General features: G+C 67.5%; 4 protein-coding genes. All 4 read left to right on the top strand.

What is annotated here, in order from left to right; all coding sequences use genetic code 11:
* Window positions 1–97 precede the first annotated feature (97 nt).
* The 4 genes from ABW18_RS02265 to entS are packed head-to-tail and all read left to right on the top strand — an operon-like array spanning window position 98 to window position 25,630.
* The gene (locus ABW18_RS02265) at window positions 98–3,316 is read left to right on the top strand and encodes a non-ribosomal peptide synthetase (RefSeq protein WP_049697343.1); all 3,219 of its coding nucleotides are present in this window, start codon (window positions 98–100) and stop codon (window positions 3,314–3,316) included.
* Window positions 3,313–10,887: a non-ribosomal peptide synthetase gene (locus ABW18_RS02260; RefSeq protein WP_049697342.1), complete on the top strand. Its 7,575-nt coding sequence runs from the start codon at window positions 3,313–3,315 to the stop codon at window positions 10,885–10,887. The genes ABW18_RS02265 and ABW18_RS02260 overlap by 4 nt, the downstream gene beginning before the upstream one ends.
* Window positions 10,884–24,320, top strand: a complete 13,437-nt coding sequence (locus tag ABW18_RS02255; RefSeq protein ID WP_049697341.1) for a non-ribosomal peptide synthetase — start codon at window positions 10,884–10,886, stop codon at window positions 24,318–24,320. The genes ABW18_RS02260 and ABW18_RS02255 overlap by 4 nt, the downstream gene beginning before the upstream one ends.
* Entirely contained in the window at window positions 24,317–25,630 is a 1,314-nt protein-coding gene (gene entS / locus ABW18_RS02250; RefSeq protein ID WP_049697340.1) for an enterobactin transporter EntS, read from the top strand. Before ABW18_RS02255 ends, entS begins: the two co-directional genes overlap by 4 nt.
* The last annotated feature ends 23 nt before the right edge of the window (window positions 25,631–25,653 follow it).

Here is a 25,653-nt window from a genome sequence, read left to right as displayed (position 1 = left end):
TTACCGTTTAGGCTAGGGTAGGCTAACTTTTCATGGTTGGCTGCTGTCGTCGATTGCCCGAGATCGCCGCATTACGCACTCCCGGAGTGGGGCGTTGATGCGCGCCACGTCGGCGCAGCAGGGCTTGTGGTTCGCGCAGCGAGTCGCCCCTAACCCCGATGTGTTCACGATCGGTCAACTCGTCGACTTCGAACCTCGACCCGATGCCAGTCGCCTCTCAGCCGCTGTTCGCCAGACCGTCGCCGAAGCCGACGGTCTGCGATCTGTGTTCTCCGAGCAGGACGGCGATGTGGCAGTCGAGCTCGGCGTACCGATCGAGGTCACCGACCGCGATCTCGGCGCCGATGCCGACGCGATCGATGTGTATGCGCAGGCCGCGGTCCAGATCGCGATAGATCCCGCATCCGGCCCGTGCGCAGTCGTCGAGATCCTCCACGCGGGTGGGCGCACCTCGATGCTCGTCGTCGCGCACCACATCGTGATCGACGCCTACGGCCTCGGTCTGCTCGTTCGACGCATCGGTCGCCTCTACGCGGATCCGGGTGATACCCGACGCCTCGGGAGCGTCGTCGACCTTCCGCCGGAACCCGATGCCGGTGCGAGTGCAGAATTCTGGACCCGCGAGCTCGCGGGCGTCACTGGTCCCCTGACCTTGGGCGACACGCCTCGTGGCCACCGCATCGCAGCCGCTACGCACACGACTCGTGCCCTGGTCCGCGGCGCAGGCGGGGCCGCGATGTCGCCTGATCGCCTCGTAGCCGCCGTCGCGGCATTCTGTGCACGCGCCACGGGTGCCGCCGACGTCGTGATCGGGTTCCCGATGATGAACCGATTCGGTTCTCCCACAGCCAATGTCGTGTGCACAACGGTCAACGTCACCCCACTGCGTATCGCTGTCGCCCCCGCAGCGACCGCCGGCGAACTCGCAGCCGACGCCGCAGCAGGCATCCGCCGGATCGCGCCGCATGCGCGTTACCGAGGCGAGGACATCGTCCGCGACGCACGACGCCGCGACGTCGACGGTGTCGTGGGACCGACAGTGAACGTCAAACCGTTCGGCTCAACAGTCACTTTCGATTCCGGGACCGCGGGTTCGGCAGACGCCGACTCAGCCGACTCAATTACCGCAACGGTCCGCTCGCTGCGTCGTGGTCCGGTCGTCGATCTCTCGATCACCGCACTCGACCTCGGCTCGACGGAGTCCGACCGCTCCGACCTGGAACTCACACTCGACGCCGACGCCGCCATCTACAGCCGAGCACACGCCGCGCGGATCGCCGACTCACTCGCGGCGTTCGTCGGCGAATTCCTGCGTGAGCCAACACGTCCCGTCGGCGCCATGCGGATCGTCGAGCACGTATCCGATGTGCCAGAATCCGGTGCGCCGGCCACCGGGCGGGCACGCGTCGACGTTCTCCCGTCCGGCGCGACGGCACCGATCGACCCGACCCCGCTCGGTGCCCGCATCGCGGCCGCCGAACCCGATGCGATCGCGGTGCGATACGGCGACGACGCGATCGATTTCGGCGAACTCAATCGTCGCGCAGACGAACTCGTGGCACGGCTGGGGCCAGTCGCACCCGAGTCGGTCATCGCTGTCGCACTCCCCCGCGGCATCGACCTCATCGTCGCGTTGGTCGCCGTGATGCGCAGTGGCGCAGCCTTTCTCCCACTCGATCCGGGATTTCCCGCCGACCGCAGAGCTGCCAGCATCGCCGACGCCGCGCCTGTCGCCATCATCGAACCCGCCGTCGTCGAATCCCGCATCACCGAACCCCCCATCACCGAACCCACCGTCGTGGCATCCGGAGACCGCGATGTTCAGATCCGGCGCCTTTCCGATCCGCACGGGCGGCCGATCAAGACCATGTCGGACGACCCGGTCGACAACTCTGCCGCCTACCTCATCTACACGTCGGGGTCGACCGGCAAGCCGAAGGGCGTGGTGATCCCGCACCGTGCCCTGCAGAACTTCACCGACCACATGGTCGGCGGACTCGGCCTCGGACCCGGCAGGTCACTGCTGGCGGTGACGACGATCTCCTTCGACATCGCACTCCTGGAGACACTCGTACCGCTCTCGGCGGGAGCATGTGTGGTCTTGGCCGACAACGACGACATTCACGATCCGGCGCGGCTCGCGGCACTCATCTCCCGGCATCGACCGGACGTCATCCAGGCCACACCGTCGTTGTGGTCGGCTTTCCTCGGTGCGGGGCACGGACCCGCGCTGGCAGGTGTCGACGTACTGGTCGGCGGCGAGCAGTTGCCCTCCGACGTCGCTCGCGACCTCGTCGCTTCCGCGCGGTCGGTGCGCAATATGTACGGACCGACCGAAACGACGATCTGGTCGACGACGGCTGAGATCGACGATGCAGCCGACGTCACCATCGGCACCCCGATCGCGAACACGGGTGTCCGCGTGCTGGATTCGACGCTGCACCCGGTTCCTGCCGGGCGCGTCGGCGAGCTCTATCTCAGCGGAGACGGACTCGCTCGCGGCTACCGCGGCCTGCCCGGCATGACCGCGGCCCGATTCGTCGCCGACCCGTTCACCGACGGCGCGCGCATGTATCGCACCGGAGACCTGGCGCGCATCCGGCCGGATGGCCGACTCGACTGCCTCGGCCGCACCGACCATCAGGTCAAGGTGCGCGGGTTCCGAGTCGAGCTCGGCGACATCGAGGCTGCGCTCACTTCCCTCCCGGCCGTCGCAGGCGCGGTGGTCACCTCCGTCGACGGGCGACTGGTCGGCTACGTGACCACGCACTCGGCCGCAGACAACCACACCGAGCACGACGCGCTGGCCCACTCGTGGCGGAGCGACATCGCCGACATCCTGCCCGACTACATGGTGCCGTCGGCACTCGTCGTGCTCGACGAGTTTCCCCTCACGCCCAACGGCAAGATCGACCGACGAGCACTGCCCGCGCCCGACTACGCGGCGCAGGCCGCTCGGTCGCGGCCGCCGTCGGGTCCCGTCGAGACCGCGCTCGCCGAGGTGTTCGCGACGGTGCTCAGGCTTCCCGCAGTCGGCGCGGACGACAACTTCTTCACACTCGGGGGCGACAGCATCGTCGCCGTGCGAGTGGTCAGCGCCGCGGCGTCGGCCGGCTGGGAAATCACACCGCTGGAGATCTTCGACCATCCCACGGTCGCGGGACTGGCGTCAGTGGCACGCAGCCACGCAACCGCTACGCATGCTGAGAACTCGTACCCGACAGGCCAGCCGCTCCCGACAAGCTCTGCGGCCGCAACCACCGCAGGGGTCGACGACGACGAACTCAACGAACTGATGGAGGGTGACCTGCTGTGAGCGCAGCGCTCGAAGACGTCCTACCCCTCACCGGCCTCCAGGAAGCGATCGTCTACCGATCGACAGCCCCTCGTGGCTCCGATGACGTCGACCCGTATCTGATCCTCGCCGACCTTGATCTCACGACGGTCCTCACGCATGAAATCGACGTCGACCGCCTGCGCGAGGCGATCACCACCGTCACCTCTCGACACGCAACATTGCGGACCTCGTACACACGTCGACGGACCGGCGAACCCGTAGCCCGCGTCCACACCACAGTCGAGACACAGCTCCCCGTCGTCGACATCGCCACGCTCGACGACGGACTCGACACCCTGCGCGCGGACGCCCGCACGACCGGCATCGCACTGACTTCGCCTCCGCCGCTGCGCTTTACACTCGTGACCGAGTCCGGACGCCCTCGCTGGCTGTTCGTCGTCGCACACCATGTTGCTTTGGACGGGTGGTCGCTGCACCTGATGTTCAGCGAGATCGTGCGCGCGTACCGGGGCGACACCCTCGCACCCGTACGGCCGATCAGCGACTACGCACGCTGGATTGCCTCACGGGGCCGCGACGTCGGCCCGTGGGTCGGGGCACTCGCAGATGTCGAGGCGTCGACGCTCATCGAGATCGTCGAGCCGACGACGCCCGCCGTGCCACTACGCGCGCACCTCAGCGCCGAGGTATCGGCGGCGCTGCGTGACGTCGCGACGCAGTCCTCGGCGACACTGAATACCGTCATCCAGCTCGCCTGGGCACTCGTGCTCGCCGACCGAAACGACTGCGACGACGTCGTATTCGCGACGGTCGTCTCCGGTAGGGATCCGTCGGTGCCCGGGGTCGACGAGATGATCGGCATGCTCATCAACACGATCCCGGTTCGGGTGCGCATCGATCCATCGGACACCGTCGGCGACACGCTGACACGACTGCAGCGCGAGCAACTCGCCCTCCTCGGTAGCCACCACGTGCCGCTCGCCGACATCATGTCGGCAGTAGATCTCGGCAGCCCGATCTCGTCACTCGTCGTGTTCGAGAGCTTCCCTCGGGGAGATGTGCGGCCCCACATCGAGGACGACAACGACTTCACCGCAACACTTCTCGTCGAAGACGACCCCTCCATCGGGCTGGTGCTCGAACGCCGCGGAGCAGACCCGCACCTACTCGATGAGGTCGTCGCGTGGCTGACCCTGCTCGCGCACTCGCGTGAGAAGCTCCTGGGTGGCCTCACGGTGACCCCTCCGGCCACGACGCCGCCATCAGGATCGCTCCCGTCAGCATCGCTGCCGTCAGCTCCCCTGCCGTATGTTCCGGTGGCCCAGCAGATCTCGGATACCGCGCAACGCTGTGCACGACGAACAGCCCTCGTCTCGGGTGATCGACGCGTCGGGTACCGCGAGCTGGATGTGCTCGCAGGACGAACCTCTCACGTGCTCAGAGATCGCGGAATCGGACCCGAATCCGTTGTCGCAGTGGCATTGCCGCGTGGCATCGACATGGTGGTCGCGATCCTGGCCGTTGCCCGGCTCGGCGCGGTCGTCGCGCCGATCGACCCGACCTACCCTTCCGGTCGCATCCGATTCATGCTCGACGACGCCGCACCCGCGCTCGTGCTCGACGAGCACAGCTTCGCCGAGATTCGCGCCGACGCGGTCACTTCGCCCGAACTCGCCCCGTACACGGCACATCCAGAGTCGGCCGCCTACCTGATCTATACGTCGGGTTCGACCGGAACACCGAAGGGTGTTGTGGGTACCGCTGCTGCGCTGGCGAATCGCATCGCGTGGGCCGCGCAGCGGTGGGACGGATCGGTCGTACTGGCCAAGAGCGCCATCGCGTTCATCGACGGCACCACCGAGATCCTGGGCGCACTCGCCGCGGGCGCCACCGTCGCCATCGCAGACGACGCGTCCGCGCGCGACGCGATGGCACTCGCCGAGCTGATCGACCGTCACGCGGTCGACCAGATCACGGCCGTGCCGTCACTGGCGAGGGCAATCGCCGACCTGCTCCCCGACAGCTCAGCGCGTCCCGCGCCGGTCGCGTCGATACGCCGGTGGATTGTCTCCGGTGAGCCGCTTCCCGGCAGCACTGCTGCTCAACTCGCGGGCGCCGCAGAAGAAGTCGTGAACTCGTACGGGTCGTCGGAGGTCGCGGGGGACGTCACCACCGCGACGATCCGCACCGCCGCGGTCGGCACGATCACCGTCGGCACGCAGGTTCCGGGCGCTGGTGTCGTCGTGCTCGACCGTCACCTGAACCCGGTGTCGGCCGGCCGTTCCGGCGAGGTCTACGTGACCGGCGTCCAACTGGCGCGGGGCTACCACGGGCACTCCGACTGGACCGCAACGCGATTCGTCGCGAACCCGGCAGGTTGCGGTGACCGGATGTATCGCACCGGCGATCGTGGTCTGATCACTGCCGACGGCAGACTGCAACTCCTCGGTCGTGCCGACTCGCAGGTCAAGATCCGTGGCACCCGCGTCGAACTCGGTGAGGTCGAACAAGCTGTCCTCGCACTCGGCGGAGTCGACGATGCCGTGGCGGTAACCGGTGAGGATCACGACGGACACGCACGTCTGGACGTCTACGTTGCCGGAGCTCAGGCACCCGACGCCGTCCCGGCCGAACTCGCCGATACGTTGCCCGCAGCCATGATCCCTGCCACGTGGACCCGACTCGACTCTCTTCCCCGCACACCGGGCGGCAAGACAGACCGTCGAGCCCTTCCCGCCCCGACCTCGCCGCGCGCGGTCTCCCGACGCGAGCCGCGCACCGAACTCGAGCGCCTCGTCGTCGACACCGTCGCCGACGTGCTCGGCTTCGACGCCGCGGGCGCGGCACGGCCGAGCGTCGACGACAACTTCTTCGACCTCGGTGGCCACTCCCTGTCGGCGACGCGTGTGCTGACGAGGCTGCGGGTGGCGACCGGACGTGTCGTCGGTGTCGCCGAGGTCTTTGCCCACCCGCGGCTCGTCGACCTCGCGGCGCTGTTCGCGGCCGACAGCGCTGAAATCACGACTACCGGCGTCACCGACAACTCGGCAGGCGTGCCCGCGCAACGCCCCGAACGGATTCCGCTGTCGCCCGCACAGCGCAGACTCGCCTTCCAGAGCGGGATCGGCGATGCCGCGTACACGATTCCGTTCGCCGTTCAGCTCGACGGGCCAGTCGACGCTGCGCGCCTGCAACGCGCACTCGACGGCATCGTCGAACGCCACGAGACGCTCCGCACAAGGATCGTCGACGACGCACAGGTCATCGATGGGGTCGACGGCGCGAGGGTGCTGATCGACGAACACCACATCGAACCCGCGAACCTCGACGCGACGATCGACTCACTCGTCGGGCGCCCATTCGAGTTGTCAGCGGACCTGCCCCTGCGCGCCGACCTCCTACGCACCTCCGAAGCGTCGGCGGTGCTGCTCCTCACGGTGCATCACATCGCCGCGGACGAATGGTCGGCAGCAACGCTTTTCAACGAGCTCGCCGCCGGATACAACGGCACGCAGGTTGCCGCACCACAGCTCCAGTACGCCGATCACACGCTTGTCGAGATCGAGCGGCTGGGCACCGTCGCCGATTCCCGGTCACTGGTGCGCCGACAACTCGACTATTGGCGAGACCAACTCGCCGACGCACCGGCCGAACTCGACCTCCCCTACGACCGTCCCCGACCCATCGAGCCGGATCCCGTTGGTGGCCAAGTCGAGATGGTCGTCGACGCCGACGTTCTCGTCGGGCTCCGCTCTGCCGCACGGGCACTCGACGCGACCGTGTTCATGGCAGCGCACGCCGCTGTGGCGCTCGCGCTCAACGCGTCCGGAGCAGGCAACGACATCGTGGTCGGCACCCCGGTGGCCGGCCGGTCATCGGCGTCCGCCGAGTCGCTGATCGGAATGTTCGTCAACACCCTGCCGCTGCGCACCGACCTCTCCGGTGATCCGACACTCCTCGAGGTGTTGCGCCGCGTCAGGGAGACCGACGTCGCGGCCTTGGCCGCACAGGATGTGCCGTTCGACGAGATCGTCACCGCACTCGCACCCGAACGAGCACTGAGCCGACATCCGGTGTTCCAGACGATGGTTCAGTACCGCGACCCGATCATCGCCCCCGAATTCACCGGGTTGCGTGCAGAACCCGTTTTCCCACGAGCGCGAACCGCCAAGTTCGACCTGACCTTCGAGTTCGTCGAACTCGCCGACTCCGCGGGCATCCGCTTGCGCGTGGAGTACGCCGCGGCACTCTTCGACGAACCGACCGTCACTGATCTCGCAGAGCGCGTGAGATCCATACTCCTCACGCTCGTCGACGCCCCGACCAGTCACGTCGCGCAGCTGCGCCTCGGCCGGTCCGCCGAGCTTCCCGTACTGCCCGCACCCGACGTCGTTCGTCCTCGGCGATCCCTTGTCGACATCTTCGCCGCCACCGCACGCACCTTCGCCGACCGTCCCGCCGTGTCCGGCGGAACGCACACTCTCACCTATCGCGAACTCGACGCACTCAGCGCGTCGATCGCTACACGCCTGCGCCGCGACGGCGTGCGACGCGGCCACTCGGTTGCCCTGATCCTGGAACGCTCGACGGACCTCGTCGCCGCGATCATCGCAGTACTGCGCTGCGGCGCCGCCTACGTTCCGATCGATCCCGCGTACCCGAGTGAACGCATCTCGTCGACCCTCGCCGACGCCGCGCCGACGGTCATCGTCGACGCCGACTACCTCCAGCGCGAAGATGACTCCCTCTCTGACACAGCGGTTTTCGATCCCGAACTCACCCCGGCTGACCCGGCCTATGTGATCTTCACGTCCGGGTCGACCGGAAAGCCCAAGGGTGTCACCGTCACGCACGGCAACGTCGCCGCATTGATCGATGCCACGGCCGAACTGTTCGACGTCGACGAGAACGACGTGTGGACGATGTTCCACTCCTACGCATTCGATTTCTCGGTGTGGGAGCTGTGGGGTCCGCTCTCGACCGGAGCGCACCTCGTCCTGCCCGATCACGCCACCACGCGCTCGCCCGCCGACTTCGCCGCCCTCATCGGCGAGCGGGGTGTGACCGTGCTCAGCCAGACGCCGTCGGCCTTCTTCGCCCTCGACGCCGCAGATCTCGCAGACACCGAGCACCAGGAGATCCCCGAGCACCAGGAGACCCCCGAAACAATTGGCTCCGGGTCGGCATTAGATTCACTGCGTTACGTGATCTTCGGTGGCGAGGCGCTCGACCTGCCGCGCCTACGATCGTTCGGCCGGCGGTATCCGCGGACCACGTTGGTGAACATGTACGGCATCACCGAAATCACCGTCCATGCAACGTATCTGGTGCTCGATCAGGAGACCATCGATACCGCCACGGGCAGCGACGTCGGGGCGTTGCTGCCAGGTTTCACCGGCCATCTGCTCGACGGATATCTGCGCCGGGTACCCGTTGGTGCCGTGGGTGAGCTGTACCTCGCCGGCCCCCAGGTCGCCGCCGGTTACCTGCAGCGCCCGGCGCTGCATGCAACCCGTTTCGTCGCCGACCCCTCGGGCACCGGTCAGGTGCTGTATCGCACCGGGGACCTGTTCCGACAGACCCGACAGGGTGCGCTCATCTATCTCGGGCGCGCGGACACACAGGTCAAGATCCGTGGTTTCCGTATCGAACTCGGGGAAATCCGGGCAGCCCTCGCGGGTCTGCCCGGCGTGCGCGACGCCGCAGTCCTAACCCGGCCCGGACCGAGCGGTGCCGACCGAATCCTGGCCTACGCCGTCGCGGACAATATCGCTTCCGATTCGCTGCACGCCGACTCACTCCACGAGGCACTGCGCAACGCTCTCCCTGAGCACGAGGTCCCGTCGGCCGTGCTGATCGTCGACTCGATCCCGCTGACGGTCAACGGAAAGACCGATGCCGCAGCACTTCCCGAGCCCGAGGTCGGCGTCGCGGAGGGTCGTGCACCGACGACAGCGGTCGAGACCGCGCTCGCCGACATCTTCGCCGACACTCTCGGACTCGACGACCCGCCGAGCGTCGACGACGACTTCTTCGCGCTCGGCGGCGACAGCATCGTCTCGACGACCTTGGTCAATCGCGCACGGCGACGTGGCATCCGATTCACGCCGAGGGACGTCTTCACGCACCGCACGGTCGCCGGACTGGGCTCGGTCGCCGAGTGGATCGACGACACGTCGTCTGCCGCGCCGACGAGCACGGACGACCCGGCGGCCACCGCGCCGACGCCCATTCCGCTGCTGCCGATCGTCCATCGACTCCGTGAGATCGGTGGCACGATCGACCGGTTCAACCAGTCGCTCGTCGTCGACACCCCGGCGGAACTCGACGCCGACACGCTTCGCGCAATGTTCCGTGCACTGCTCGATTCCCATGAGGCGCTTCGGAGTTCGTTGCAGATCGTCGCCGGTGTGCTCTGGAACATGCAGAGCGCGCCACCGGGATCGGTCGACGTCGACGACGTCCTGCGAATCGTCACGCTCGACAGATCCGTCTTCGACGATCCGGACGCGCTCGCCGCAGCTGTGTCGGCCGAATCCAGCGCCGCGGCAGGCAGATTGTCGCCCGGCGCAGGACGCATGGTTGGCGCGACCTGGTTGACGACCGGCTCACCCGACGATCCGATCGCGGGGCGACTGATCCTGGTCATTCACCATCTCGCCGTCGACGGCGTCTCCCGGCGCATCCTGCTCGAGGATCTCCACACCCTCTGGGAGACGGCAGCCACCGGTGTTGCGCCGCAACCGATTCCGACCCCGACACCCCTGCACGCATTCGCCGCCGCCGTGACCGAACGCGCCGCCGACCCGGCACTGCTCGACGAGGCGGCCCATTGGGCGCAGGTGCTGGCACCGGGCGGCGAACTGGTGCCCGGTCGGCTCGCCACGTCGGGCACCGTCGCCGACCAGCGGCGCCACGTCGTCACGTTGTCTCCGGAGACCTCGGCATCGCTCGTCTCCGATCTACCCACCCGCCGCGGTGTGGGGATCACGTCGCTGCTCCTCGGGGCGTTGCGTGTCGCCGCAACACGAGCTCTCGACACCGCGGACCTCATCGTCGACACCGAACGTCATGGTCGCGATGCACATGAGTTCGGGGTCGACGCGGATCTGTCGCATACGGTCGGTTGGTTCACCACCGTCGCGCCGATCCGGCTATCGGCCACCGGCGACATCGCCGACGCAATCGCCGACGCTGAGACAGCATGGACCGCAATGCCCGCTGCCGGTGCAGGATTCGGCATGCTGCGCTACCTCAACCCGCAGTTGTCGGCCGCACTCGCCACCATGTCGCGACCGTCCGTGCTGCTCAACTACCTCGGACGCTTCACCGTCGGCGGGGGCTCGCCCTGGCAGCCCTCGGTGGAATCGACGGCACTCGCCGCAGATCCCGACCCGGCCCTCGGTGTCGCCTACCCGCTCGAGATCGACATCGTCTGTCGTGACGAGTCGTCGGGTCCCGTTGTCGCCGCGACTTTCAGCTATCTACCCGACCACCTCGACGACGCCGCTGTGCGCGACCTCGCCGCTGCACTGTGCACGGCGCTCGATTCGCTTGCGGCGCCAGCAGAATCCGGAGTCAACCAGTGACCTCGCAGCATGTCAGCCCCCAACATCCGACTTCGCAGCATGCGAGTTCGCAGGATCAGACACTGCCCGTTCTCGCCGGTCAGCGTGACATCTATCTGTCGATGCAGGCCTCGGGCGACCCAGCCCTGTACGTGACCGGACTTTACGTCGAGGTCGACGCACGAACCGATGTCGAACGTCTGCGGGCGTCTATCCTCGCGGTCCTCGAGAAGGCCGAAGCGATGCGCGCCGTGTTTGTCGAAGAGGGCGGTGACGTACGGCAGCGGGTCCTGCCCATTACCGACTTCGATGTCGACATCCTCGACATACCTCTCCCCGAAGCGCGCGACTGGATGGCCGCACAACTCGCGCAGCCGATGGACATCACGCACGGCCCACTCACCGAGTGCACGATCCTGCGCACCGCCCGGACCGACACCGACTCCGGAATCGACCAGCCCGACCCGACATTGGCGCTTGTGAAGGTTCACCACCTCGTCTGCGACGGCATGGGGCTCGGCTTCTTCACCCAGGCGGTGCAGGAGCATTACGACGTATCCGGCGTTTCCGGGGCATCTGGCGCTTCCGGGACATCCGAGACTTCTGGCAACAGCACTGCGTCGCGAGCCAGGGACTGGCGGCTGCTCCCGGTGCTCGACGCCGAGCACGACTATCGCGACGGTCCCGACTTCACCGCCGATGCCGACTACTGGTTGGCGCGGATGGGCGACCGGCCGCAGCCGGTGCGACTCCTCGACGACGATGTGGTGCCCGGTCGCGGGATCATCGCGTCACGCTTCGACATTCCCCTCGAGGTTCTCGACCCGTTGCGCACGCTGGCGCGCGATGCAGGGGTACGACCGACCGTCCTGCTGATCGCCGCGGTTGCGGCGTTTGCCCATGTGCGCACCCGCCGCACCGACCTGGTTCTCGCGCTACCCGTGACCGGGCGCCTTGACCGTAGGGCACGCACAACACCGTCGATGGTGACCAGTGTGCTGCCGCTGCGCGTAGACGCGCACCCGCGCGACAACCTCGCCGACCTCGCCGCCCGCACCGAACGCGCGGTGTTCGCGCTCGTCGCCCACAGTCGTTTTCGCGGTGAGGATCTCGGCCGTGCTCTCGCAGCGCAGGCCAGGGACGCGGGTTCATCGGCACCATCTGACGGCCCGTACCGCATGTTCGGTCTCGGCGTGAACGTCATGGCGAACACCTCGCGGCAGACGATGGGCGGCCATCCACTCTCGCTGCATGCCCTCGCATCCGGTCCTGTCTCCGATGTCGAGATCCAGATCCAGGTCAGGCGTCGGGACAGGCCCGCCGAAGTCGTCGTTCGCACCGTCGCCGAGGAAGCCGAAAAGGCGCATCGTCTCGGCGAGGATTTCGCCGCTTTCCTGCGCGCGCTCGCCACCGCTCCCTCCGAACGCCTACGCGCATTCACTCCCGACGGACAGCTCAACGATGCGCTGCGCTCGGTTCACACGCAAACGCACGGAGCTGCGGGCGCAGTATCGCTGACACCTGCGTTGGCGCGACTTCGCGAAGGCCACATCGATCCGGATACATTGCCGCCCCGCATCATTCGCGCCTGGGCTCCCTCAACAGTGACCGCTGACGCGGTCGGTGACATCGCCTCTGCGCTGGTCGCGGCGCATCCCGCGTTGCGCACCACGGTCAGTCGGCCCGCACCGATCCTGTGGACCTTGACGACAGCGTCCACGCATGACAGCACCTTTCCGGTCTCGATCACCGACAGCGAGCCGACCGAAGCACCCGCGCACGGGTTGACCTTCGTGCCCGCGACCGGTGAGGTCATCGGCGCGTTCGACGCCGCGCTTGTCGATCCGACGTCCGCGGAGATCCTCCGCACCGACCTCCAGACCGCGCTCGACGACGCCGCCGCGGGTAGGCACATCGAGGTCGATGCACCGGACGCCGAACTCAGCACTCTGGCAACGGGATTGGCAGGACGAGCCGCCGATGTCGGCGCGTTGGCGCACTATCTTGAAGCCCTCGCGCCGGGAGCGTCGCTACCGCGCATCGACGGCGCATCCGGCGCATCCGGCGCATCCGGGACCGACCACTCGACACACCGCTCTCGCGTCGACGTGGACGACCCGAACGTCGAACATCCCACCCAGCACGCTCTCGTTGCGGCACTGGCAGGTGCGATCGCAGACGTCTTCGGCGCCGATGCGCCGCGGGAACTCCTGATCGACCTTGCCGTTGACCTGCGACCCGTCGGCACTCGCACGGTCGGCCCGTTGCAGGCACTCGAGCCGGTACGCATCGACCTGGCGAATCCCTCGCTACCTTCCGGCCTGAACCCGACTCTCGGCAACCGACCGGGTCTCGATGTGCTGCGCTATCTCTCGCCGCAGGTCGGCGCGGCGTTGGCCGGCGCCACTGCTGCGGGGCAGATCGTCGAACCCGACGTGCTCGTCGGCGACCACGGACTGCCGACCGCACACCCCGTCTCGATCAGGCTGTTGCGCAACGACTCTCCCGATCACGCAGGCTGGTCGGTCATCGTCGACGTCGATTCGGAAGTCATCCCACACGCCGACACCCTGGCGCAGGCGATCACCGACCGGGTGATCGCAGACGCCGATCGACGTCTGGTGGCACTCGACGAAGCGACCGTCGAGCGACTCACTCGCGAACACGGAACCATCGACGACATCTGGCCGCTGACACCGCTACAGGAGGGATTGTTCTTCCAGTCGCAGGTCGACGCATCCGACGACATCTACACCGCGCAGTTCTGGCTCGACCTCGGCCACCGAATCGACGCCGAGGCGCTGCGGCGCGCCGCACGTGCGCTGCTCGACGAGAATCCCGAGTTGCGGGCGGCATTCGTCGAGGTCGACGGCTCCCCTGTGCAGATCATCCGCAGCGCGGTCGATCCCGTCATCGCGGAGGTCGACCTCACGGAGGTGTCGCCCGACGTCGTCGACTTCGAACTCGACGCGGTCCTCGACGCCGACCGCGGTCGCGAGATCCCGATCGGCACCGCACCCCTCTGGCGGATCACGCTGATCCACCTGCCCGGCGAGCACGACCGCATCGTCGTCAACCGTCGATTCCTACTGTGGGACGGCTGGTCTGGCGGACTCGTGGTGTCGCGGCTGCTCGCCCACCTCGAAGGCGCACAGGCGACGACACCGGAAGCGTCACTGCGCGACTACCTCGCCTGGATCGCTGACACGTCCGACGCCGACGCGCTCGCGGCATGGCACGCACATCTCGACGGCTACACCGAGCCAGCACTCGTCGCGCCGCGGGCGGTGGGGTCTACTCCTCGTGCGCCGCGTCGGATCGAGGTCGACCTCGGTGTCGCCGCGTCGGAGTCACTCCGCGCTGACGCGAGGTCTGCGGGCGTCACACTCAACACCGTCATCTCGGGGGCCCTGACCCTCACGTTGTCGCGCGTCCTCGGAGTCACCGACGTCGCGTTCGGTTCCACCGTCGCCGGCCGTCCGACAGAGGTTGCCGGCCTCGACACCGTGATCGGGCTGTTCCTCAACACCGTCCCCGTGCGAACGGTGCTGCATCCGCAGGAGTCGGTGCGAGACTTCCTGCGCCGCAGTCAGGATGCCCGCGTAGAGCTGATGGCCTACGACCACATCGGATTGGCCCGCCTTCAGCAGGAGACCGAGCATCCGGTGCTGTTCGACGTCCTCTACGTCCTGCAGAACTTCCGAACCGAAGAAGAGGAGCGCGAGCAGTCGGCGCTGCACGACGTCATCGGCGAGGGCAGTCTGGACCACACCCATTACCCGTTGGCGCTCGTGGTGACACCTGGTGCATCGATTCGGTTCCGACTCGAGTATCGAGACGACCTGATCGACCATCGCTACGCCGACGGATTCGTGACACGATTCCGCCACGCACTGGAGTTGATCGGTCGCGACCTCGACACCACGGTTGCCTCCCTCGATCTCTCGCTCGAGTCGGACGTTGCGCTCGTCGGTCCACTCCATCGGCTCCCCGACACCACGGTGTCGGGATTGCTCGCCGAGCGCGCCGCAACGATCCCCGACGCCGATGCACTCATCTACGGCGATTCGCGTCTCACCTACGCACAGCTCGACGGCGAGGTCGACCGTGTCGCGCATGTGCTCGCAGACCACGGTGTCGGAGCGGAAACAGTTGTCGCACTGGCGATCCCCCGTTCCATTGAGACCGTCGTCGCACTGTTTGCGATCCTGCGGGCCGGCGGAGCGTATCTGCCCCTCGAACTCGATCACCCCGACGGCAGACTCCACGGCATCATCGACGACGCAGCGCCGCTGCTGATCCTCACCCACAGCTCGGTGGCGCACCGATTCGACACCGTCGGCCTGCCGACACTTGCGGTCGACGACCTGCCCGAGCCCACATCACCGGCGTGGACGGCTCCCCACGTCGACCCGGATCAACCGGCGTACGTGATCTACACGTCGGGTTCGACGGGCAAACCCAAGGGCGTCATCACGCCCTACCGCGGCCTGACCAACATGCAGCTCAACCACCGCGAGAAGGTCTTCGAACCCGCGATCGCGCTCGCCCGTGAGGCCGGTGTCAGCGGGCGACTCCGCATCGCGCATACGGTCTCTTTCGCGTTCGACATGTCCTGGGAAGAGCTGCTGTGGCTCGTCGAGGGCCACGAGGTCCACGTCGCCGACGAGCAACTCCGTGCCGATTCGACAGCGCTCGTCGCCTACTGCGCGACCCACCGCATCGACGTCATCAACGTGACGCCCACGTACGCCGCGCAGTTGTTCGCCGACGGCCTCCTCGCAGGCGACCACGTGCCCGCGCTTGTCCTGCTCGGTGGTGAGGCAGTCTCCGAACCGGTGTGGACCGCGCTTCGTCAACACCCGCACACCCTCGGCTACAACCTCTACGGCCCCACCGAGTACACGATCAACACCCTCGGGGTCGGCACCGACGAGACACCGACATCGTCGGTCGGTACCCCGATCTGGAACACCACCGCACACCTGCTCGACCCGTGGCTGCGACCGGTGCCCGCGGGGGTGCCGGGCGAGTTGTACATCAGCGGCGCGGGCCTTGCGCGCGGATATCTCGGACGGCCCGATCTGACCGCAGAGCGGTTCGTCGCGGACCCGTTCTCCGACGGAGGCCGCCTGTACCGCACCGGCGACGCGATGAAGATCCGTCCCGACGGCAATCTCGACTTCCTCGGACGCACAGACGATCAGGTCAAGGTCCGCGGCTATCGGGTCGAACTCGCCGAGATCGACGCCGCGGTGACCGCGCTGCCGCAGATCGCGTCGTCGGCAGTCGTGGCGACCGCCGATCCGGCGACACCCGACGTCAAACGTCTTGTGGCATACGTGATTCCCGCCGACGCAGACGCGGAACTCGACTATGCGCACTTGCGACGCGAGTTGAGCGCGAAGCTCCCCGACTACATGGTCCCGACCCTGTTCGCCACGGTCACCGAGTTCCCGATGACCGTCAACGGCAAGCTCGACGTGAAGGCGCTGCCCGCCCCCGAGGTCGGTGGAACACGACGCGCACCCCGCACCGAGCTCGAACGGCGGCTGTGCGAGGTCTTCGCCGAGGTCCTCGGACTCCCGGACACCGATGAGGGATGTGCCGTCGGAATCGACGACGACTTCTTCGCACTGGGCGGTCACTCCATGGCCGCGATGCGACTCGTCTCCACCCTGCGCGCCGAACTCGGCGCCGAACTGGCGATCCGCGACCTCTTCGAGGCCAGGACTCCCGCCGACATCGCGCTGCGCACCGAACTGACCGGATCGACCACCGACATCACGACCGGTGTTCGGCCGGACCGTATCCCGCTCTCGCCCGCACAGGAACGACTCTGGGTGCTCTACGAGATGGATCCCGACGACATCTCGTATCACTACGGCCACGTCGTGCGCGTGCACGAATCCATCGACACCGACGCGCTGTCGGCCGCCATGAGAGATGTACTGGCACGCCACGAGAGTTTGCGCACCGTCTTCGAGACCACGGCGGACGGCGAGGTGTACCAACGTGTTCTCGACTCCGCTGAGATCCCCGATGTGGTCGAGGTGCGCACCGCCGGTGCCGAGGTCACAGAGGTGACACGCGAGTTCCTCACGCGCGCTTTCGATCTGCGTTCGGCGCCACCGATCAGGGTGCAGGTGGCGCATGTCGCTGCACCCGACGAGTCGACCGTTGCCGTCCTGACCATCGCGATGCACCACATCGCCACCGACGAATGGTCGGACCGACCGCTGCTCACCGATCTCACTGCTGCCTACGCCGCGCGGGCCGCAGGTGCAGTACCGGAGTTCTCGGCGCTGCCCGTCCAGTACGCCGATTACGCACTGTGGCAACGTGATCGGATCAGCGAGCGCGGCCAGAAGCAGCTCGACTTCTGGACCGACACACTCGCCGACCTCCCCGAGGAGCTCGCACTTCCCCGCGACCGTCCACGGCGTCCCGGTGCGCCGGGGCCCGCGGCAACGGAGTCGACCGTCGTCGACGCCGACACCCGTGCGACTCTCGCGCGTATCGCCGCCGATCGTGGAGCCAGCATGTTCATGGTCGCCCAGGCGGCGGTAGCCACACTGCTGTACCGGGTGGGCGCCGGAACCGACATCCCGCTCGGTTCGCCGGTGTCCGGCCGCAACGATCCCGCGCTCGACGACCTCGTCGGCTTCTTCGTCGACACCCAGGTGTTGCGCACCGACGTCGGCGGCCACCCGCGTTTCGACGAACTCATCGACCGTGTCCGCGCAGTTGATCTCGCTGCATTCGACAACCAGGACATCCCCTTCCAGCAGATCGTCGAACACCTTGCACCGCAGCGCGTTCCCGGACGCAATCCATTGTTCTGCGTTAGCGTCGGATACCTGCCGTTCGGCGCGATGCCCGATCGCTTCCTCGGTGTCCCGGCGACGTTCGAGCACCTGACGTCCGTATCGGCCAAGTTCGATCTCGCCTTCACCGTCGTCGACAACACCGAGACGGGTGAACTGACGCTCGCCCTCGAGTACGCGACGACGATGTTCGACGCCGCAACCGCTCAAGACCTGCTCGCACGCCTTGCCCGCATCCTGCGCGTCGTCAGTGCGACGCCCGAGGTCGTCGTCGATCAGATCGAGCTTCTCGGTCCCGATGACGAGGCATCCATCCGCGACGCCGAACGCGGCGCGCAGGCGCTCGCCGATCACGCCGATACGGTGGCAGATCTCATCGACGACGCCACCCGCAGGCATTCGTCGCGAATAGCGTTGTCCGACACCAATGGTGGATCGGTCGACTACGCCCAGCTCGCAGCGGCGACCGAACGCCTGGCTGGCCGTCTCATCGACCTCGGCGTACGCCCCGGCGACGTGGTTGCCGTTCTCGTGCCACGAAGCATGGCGCAACTGACGGCCCTGCAGGGTGTGCTGCGGGCCGGTGCGGCCTATTTGCCGATCGACACCGACACACCGGCCGACCGAGTCGCAACGATCCTCGACGACGCGCGCCCCGCTGCCGTCATCGTCGGAAGCGGCAACTCGGCACCGACCGCCGTCAGTGTCCCCACGGTCAGCGTCCCCACCGTCAGCGTCGACGACGGTCTCTTCGATGAGGCCTCTGCGGACTCGGTGACGTCACCCACGAACGCTGCGTTGCCTCACGTGCGTGCCGACGACGCCGCATATGTGATCTACACGTCGGGTTCGACGGGCAGGCCGAAGGGCGTGGTGGTCACCCATCGCAGCGTGGTGAACGTGCTGCGCTGGCGCGCGCAGACCATGCCGGGCGGCGGTATCGGACCAGCCGACACCGTTCTCGCCAAGACGCCGGTCGGTTTCGACGGTGCCGTGTGGGAGTTGTTGCTGCCGTTCACTGTCGGCGCGCGCGTTCTCGTCGCAGAACCGGGCGCACAGCGCGACCCCCGCCGACTCGCCGACCTCATCGGCGCCCACGGCGTGACGACGACGGTCTTCGTGCCGTCGCTGCTCGAGCTGTTCGTCCCCCACCTTCCTGGCCTCGACTCACTGCGTCACATGATCGTCGGCGGCGAGGCGTTACGCACCGAGCTCGTCGACGACGTACTCGCCGCGGCACCGTCGCTGGCAGTGATCAATGCCTACGGTCCCACCGAGACCACGGTCGTCGTCACCGATCACACCGCGGTTCCACACGCGTCCACCCGCACGGCACCCATCGGACGTCCGATCGCCGGTACCGACCTCCTCGTCCTCGACACGTCGTTGCGGCGTGTACCCGACGGCGCGGTAGGCGAACTGTACGTGCGCGGAACACCGCTCGCCCGTGGATATCTCGGGCGCCCAGCTCGCACCGCGGGCTCCTTCGTCGCCGATCCAACCGGTGACCAGCCGGGCGCGCGGGTCTACCGGACAGGCGATCTGGTCCGACGTCGAGCAGGCGTCCTCGAATACCTCGGCCGTATCGACAGCCAGGTGAAGGTGCGCGGAAACCGCGTCGAGCTCGGCGAGATCGACGCGGCACTGCGTTCGCTGCCCCAGGTCGCCGACGCCGCGGTCGCCGTCGACTCCGATCGGGTCGTCGGCTGGATCGTCGCAGCAAGCGATTCGGAAGACGCCGGCTCGCAGGACGAGTCGTCCGTCGTCGAGTCCGTGACACGTCAACTCTCGACGTTGCTGCCGGACTACATGATTCCGTCACCGCTGGTCGTGCTCGATGCGTTTCCGCTGAATCAGACCGGCAAGCTCGACCGCCGTGCGTTGCCGACGCCGACCGTCGACGGTTCGCAGGGCACCAGCCCGCGGACGTCGCTGGAATCCGACCTCGCCGAGATCTTCTCGGCGGTGCTCGGGACCGACGTCACCGATATCCACGCGAGCTTCTTCACCCTCGGCGGCCACTCGCTCGCCGCCATCAAGTTGGTCAACCTGATTCGCGGTTCACTCGGGTACGACGTCGGGGTCCGGACCGTTTTCGACGAGCCGAGCATCGCTCGACTAGCCGAGTGGCTCGTCGCCAACGGGGAAGCCACGCCGCCGGAATCACATTCGGACACAACGAGTTTGCGTCGTCGCGCCGACGCCGAACCGGTGCTCTCCTTCGGTCAGGCCCAGATGCTGACGCTCGCGGGAGTGTCGGGACCCACCAGCACCTACAACGTGCCGCTGCTCTGGCGTCCGGACGGCCCCCAGGGGACGACACCCATCGACGCGGAAGTGTTGCGCGCAGCAGTCCGCGACGTCGTCGACCGCCACGAGATACTCCGAACGCGGTACCCGGACGACCGCCCCGACGTCGTCGTCGCACCACAGATTCCGGTCCGCGTGGTCTCCGACGTCACTGAGTTGCACGCGGACGCGGCACATGCCTTCGACCTTGCCGCCGAGATACCGATTCGGGTGGCGACAACGTCCGAGTTCGCGGTGGTCACGATCCATCACATCGCCACCGACGAGTGGTCGGCAGCGCCGCTGCGTGCCGACCTCGATACGGCGTATCGTGCACGCGGACAACAGATTGCACCCGAGTGGGACGATCTCGCACTGCAGTACTCCGACTTCGCCGCATGGCAGCGGGATCTGCTTGCCGACGACCGCGGTCGACGCGAGCTGGACTTCTGGCGCCGCGCTCTCGACGGTTCGCCGGAGGAGCTGTCCCTTCCCTACGACCGGGCCCGACCTCCGCGACCGTCAGGTCGTGGCGACGGAGTCCTCGTCGGCGTTCGCCCCGAGACGGTCGTGGCACTCAAGGAGCTTGCCGCATCGACGGGAACGTCGATGTTCATGGTGTTCCAGGCGTCCGTGGCGGTTCTGCTGTCACGACTGGGTGCAGGCACCGACATCCCGCTCGGATCGCCGGTCACCGTGCGCGACGACGCACGGCTCGACCAACTCGTCGGCTTCTTCCTGAACACCCTCGTGCTGCGCACCGATGTGTCGGGTGACCCGACGGTGGCCGAGCTACTCGCCAGGGTCCGCGCGGCCGACCTGTCGGCGTTCGAGAACAAGGACGTCCCGTTCGAGCAGGTCGTCGAAGCGGTGGCGCAGTCACGCTCGTCGGCGCTCAACCCGCTGTTCCAGACGATGGTGGTCTACGTCGACGGGCGACTCCCCGAGTCACCAACCGACGGAAACACGGGAACACACGAGGGTGAAGGCATCGCGCCGCCACTGCCGACGACGGCGAAGTTCGATCTGTCGTTCGACTTCACCGAGGACGCCACCGGCGTGACGCCGCGGGTGGGCGGAGTGATCGAGTACAGCACCGATCTGTTCGATCGGGCGACGGTCGAATCGATGGCCCAACGGCTCGTCATGATCCTGGACTTCATGGCGGCACAACGGGATCGGCCGCTACGCGAGCTCGACATCCGTATCGCGACGGAACTGCGCGACCTGCATCGTCCGCCCGCTCCTGCGACGACCTTCCCCGAGTTGTTCGACGCCGCGGTGGCCCGCGATCGATCTGCACCTGCGCTCCGGGGCCACGACGGTACTCGCACGTTCGGCGAGCTCGACCTGCGCGTGAAGACAATCGCGGCCAGGCTCGTGGCCGAGGGCATCGGTCCCGAGGACGTCGTGGTCGTGTCGCTGCCTCGTGGTGTGGTCGCGCTCGAAGCGATCTTCGGCGTACTCGTCGCGGGTGCCGCATACCTACCGATCGAGCCGGGTACACCGCGCGAGCGAGTTGCCGCGATGACCGGCGTCGCGGCGCCGCGACGCGTGATCGACACCCTCGACGACCCGATTCTCGCTCCAACACAGGCCGATTCGGCGCCTGCGCTGAGGCGGACAGCGACCGTGCTGCCCGATCACCCCGCCTACGTCATCTTCACCTCCGGGTCGACGGGCACACCGAAGGGGGTCGTGGTGCCCCATCGCGGTCTTGCGAACCTCTTCGCAAGTCACCGTCGCATGCTCCACGAGCCCGCACGTCGCCGCGCCGGGCGTGATCGCCTGCGCGTCGGCCACGCATGGTCGCTGGCGTTCGACGCCTCGTGGCAGCCACAGCTGTGGCTCCTCGACGGCCACGAGGTGAGCATCGTCGACGCCGATACCCAGCACGACGCGCAGGCGCTCGCCGCGCAGTTGCGTGCCGAAAGCTGGGATTTCCTCGAGCTGACGCCGTCACACCTGCGTCAACTCGACGGTGCCGAAGAATCCCTGTGCGCCATCGGTTTCGGTGGCGAAGCGGTTCCCGACGCCCAGTGGCAGCGCTATCGCGAACTCACCGGCACCGACGCCTACAACCTGTACGGACCCACCGAGGCGACGGTCGACGCTCTCGTCGCACGCGCGGCCGACGCCGAGCATCCGGTGGTCGGCCGACCCGTCGACGGAGCGCGCGCGTACGTCCTCGACCCGGCACTCATGCCGGTTCCCGACGGCGTCGACGGTGAGTTGTACCTCGCCGGAGCGGGATTGGCGCGCGGCTACCTCGGTCGCGGCGACCTCACCGCCGAACGATTTGTCGCCGACCCGTTCGCGGCAGACGGGTCGCGGATGTATCGCACGGGCGACACGGTTCGTTGGACGCGAGACGGCCAGCTCGACTTCCGCGGCCGTGCCGACGACCAGGTGAAGATCCGCGGCTTCCGTGTCGAGCTCGGTGACGTCGAGTCGGCGCTGACGTCGGTACCGGGTGTGACGACGGCGCTCGTCGTCGCGCGTGCCGGCAGGCTCGTCGGCTATGTCGTAGCCGATCGTTATCCAGAACAGAACTGGACAGGTGAGAAGCAGGCTCCGGTGGAGCCCGCCACCCTGCGTGCTGCCGTGCGCGCGATGCTGCCCGACTACATGGTGCCCGCGACCGTCGTCGTGCTCGACGCGCTGCCCACCCTGCCGAACGGCAAGATCGATCGCCGCGCGCTACCGGAACCGACCTTCGACCACACTGTGCGTCCGCCGGAAACGGACGTGCAGCGGCGAGTGTGTCACGCCGTGGCCGACGTGCTGGAATTGCCGGCCGACCAGGTGGGACTCGACGACGACTTCGCAGAGCTCGGTGGCGACAGCATCGTGGCGATGCAGCTCGTCGCCCGGTTGCGCGCCGAGGGCTTCACACTCAGTCCGCGTGACGTGATGGTCAACCGCACCATCGTCGGACTCGCAGACACGGTCGAACGTGCCGGGGCCACACCGGAACTCGCCCGGGTGACCGCGGGCGTCGTGCCTGCCACACCGATCGTCGGCTGGCTCGACGAACTCACGAGCGGCAACCCCGAGCACATCGGTGGCTTCCACCAATCAGCGCTGCTCACGGTTCCCGCGGGTCTCGACGTCGACGCGCTCACACAGGCGCTCAGCATTCTCGTGTCGCGCCACCACATGCTGCGTGCACGACTCGTCGCCACCACGTCGCCGTGGCACTTCGAGATCCCCGAGATCCGCGAGGACACAACCGAATCCGGCGTCGTGCCCGAGGTGCTCGTCGTCGACGGCAGTGAGGGAGATCTGATCGAGCTCGCACGCACTGTGCGCGCTCGCCTGGATCCCGTGGCAGGACGCATGGTCGCGGCCGCGTGGAGCGATCGGGGCGATGAACCGGGCCGCCTGCTGGTGGCCATCCATCACCTCGTCGTCGACGGCGTGTCGTGGCGCGTGCTCGTCCCGGAACTGATTGCCGCGTACACGCAGCTGACCGCAGGTGTTGCACCGGAAGACATCTCGCTCGCGCAGGTATCGACCGACTTCGGTGCGTGGGCGCGCGAGTTGGCGGAGTTGGACCGCAGTGGTGAGACGGACCTCTGGCGTCAGATCGCCGCCGATGTCGATCCGCTGGCCGTCTTCTCGCGTGCCCTCGATCCCACTCGTGATCGCCAGGGCACCGTGCTCCGACATCGCGTCGATGTCGATACCGATGTCGCGCGGGAAATCCTGGGTCCGGTCGGCGCACGGCTGGGTGTCGGCGTCGACGAGGTGCTGTTGGGCGCGTTCGGTGCGGCGATCAGCACTCCGACGCTCGTCGACTCCGAGGGGCACGGCCGCGTCGAACATCTCGTTCCGGGCGCCGATCTCACCGGCACCGTCGGGTGGTTCACGGCCGTCCACCCGATCCGGGTCGGCGGTACCGACGACGCCGCGACACAGGCGAGAGATCTCGCGGCGCAACGGGCGACGATCCCGGACGGTGGCGTCGGGTACGGTCTGCTGCGGTACGGTTCCGCGAGCGGCGACGAAAGCAGCGGCCGGGAGATCATCGACCTGCCCAGCGCGGCCATCGAGTTCAATTACGTTGGTCGATACCGTGATTTCGCGTTCGATGGGTGGTCGATGGCGCCCGAGTCGGTCGACATCGGACCCGACGACGAGATGCCCGCCGGTTACGGACTCATCGTCGACGTCGCGACGGTCGACGGTCCTGACGGGCCGCGACTGTCGGCAACGTGGAACTACCAGCCCGGAATGATCGACGCACATGCCATTGCGCGTCTGGCAGAACGATGGCTGGCCGCCCTCGCCGAATTGGCGAGCGTGAACTGCGGCGAGACGGAAGGTGGTCGATGAGCGGCAAGGTACGTGGGGTCCTGATCGATATCAGTCCCCTGCGCGAGAGCGCGGCCTTCCGCCGCATCTTCTGCGCCCGACTCATCTCGATCATCGGCATCGGGCTCCTCATGGTGTCGGTGCCGATCCAGATGTACGACCTCACCGGATCGTCGGCGCAGGTCGGCGCGGCGACTGCCGTCACGGGCGTCACGACGTTCGTTGGCATGCTGGTCGGTGGTGTTCTAGCCGACCGGTTCGATCGCAAGAAGCTGATTCTTCTGGGACGCACGGGCGCGGCACTGAGCTTCGCAGGCCTCGCGCTGAACGCTTTCGGTGTATTCGGCACGACGTCGGTGGTGGCTCTGTACGTTCTTGCGGGCGTCGACGGGCTGATCGGCTCGCTCTCGACGTCGGCGTTGATGGCGGCGGTGCCGACGCTGATCCCGCGAGACAAGCTCGTTGCAGTCGGCGCACTCAGTTCGCTGACAGTCCGGGTCGGGACCGCGATCTCGCCTGCCATCGCCGGATTGATCATCGCGGCTGCCGGTGTCGAGTGGGCCTACACCATCGCCGCGATCCTGGCGACCCTGACGGTGCTGATCCTGCTGGGTCTCCCGTCGATGCCTCCCACTGCGGCAACCCTTGGCGCAGAGTCGGAGTCGTCGTCCGGAGGAGCTCAGGTCAACGCCGCCGACGCGGCACACAGCGACTCGCCGCAATCACTCGTCGAGTTCCTCACCTCGCAACGAGTCGTGCTCGGCGTGATGATCGTCGGTGTCCTGGCGATGCTGGGCGCGGGACTCGTGGCACTCCTTCCCGCGCTCGTGGCGGAGCGGTTCGGCGGCGACGCCAGAGCAACCGGCCTGCTGTACGCGGCCGTCGCCTGTGGCGCGATGCTCGGCGCACTCACCAGTGGATGGTTGGCAGGGGTACGGCGTCCGGGTGTCGTGTTGCTCGGCGCACTCGCGGGCGCGGCGCTCGTCCAGGTGCTCTTCGGGTTCGCACCGGTCGCGTGGCTGGCGATCGTCCTGCTGTGCATCGTCGGATATCTCGAGGCGACGCAGGAAGTGCTCCGGTATTCCCTCATCCAGCACCACACCCCCGGGCCGCTGCTCGGACGGGTGAACGGCATCTGGATGGCCCAGGAGGTCGGCGGCGTGACGATCGGTGCGCTCGTCGCAGGCGTCTTCGGCACGATCTGGACCGCATCGGATGCCATCGTCTACTACGGACTCGCGCTGCTCGTCCTGTCGGTCATCGCGGCCTTCGCGCTCCGGGCGGTCGTCGCAGTACTTAACGACCGCCCGGTGGAGAGCACGCTGTCCTGAGCGGCCTGAGCGGCCTGATCGGT

The organism is Gordonia jacobaea (assembly GCF_001186365.1).
GTDB classification, from domain to species: domain Bacteria; phylum Actinomycetota; class Actinomycetes; order Mycobacteriales; family Mycobacteriaceae; genus Gordonia; species Gordonia jacobaea.
This window is presented reverse-complemented; position numbering and strand designations above follow the sequence as displayed.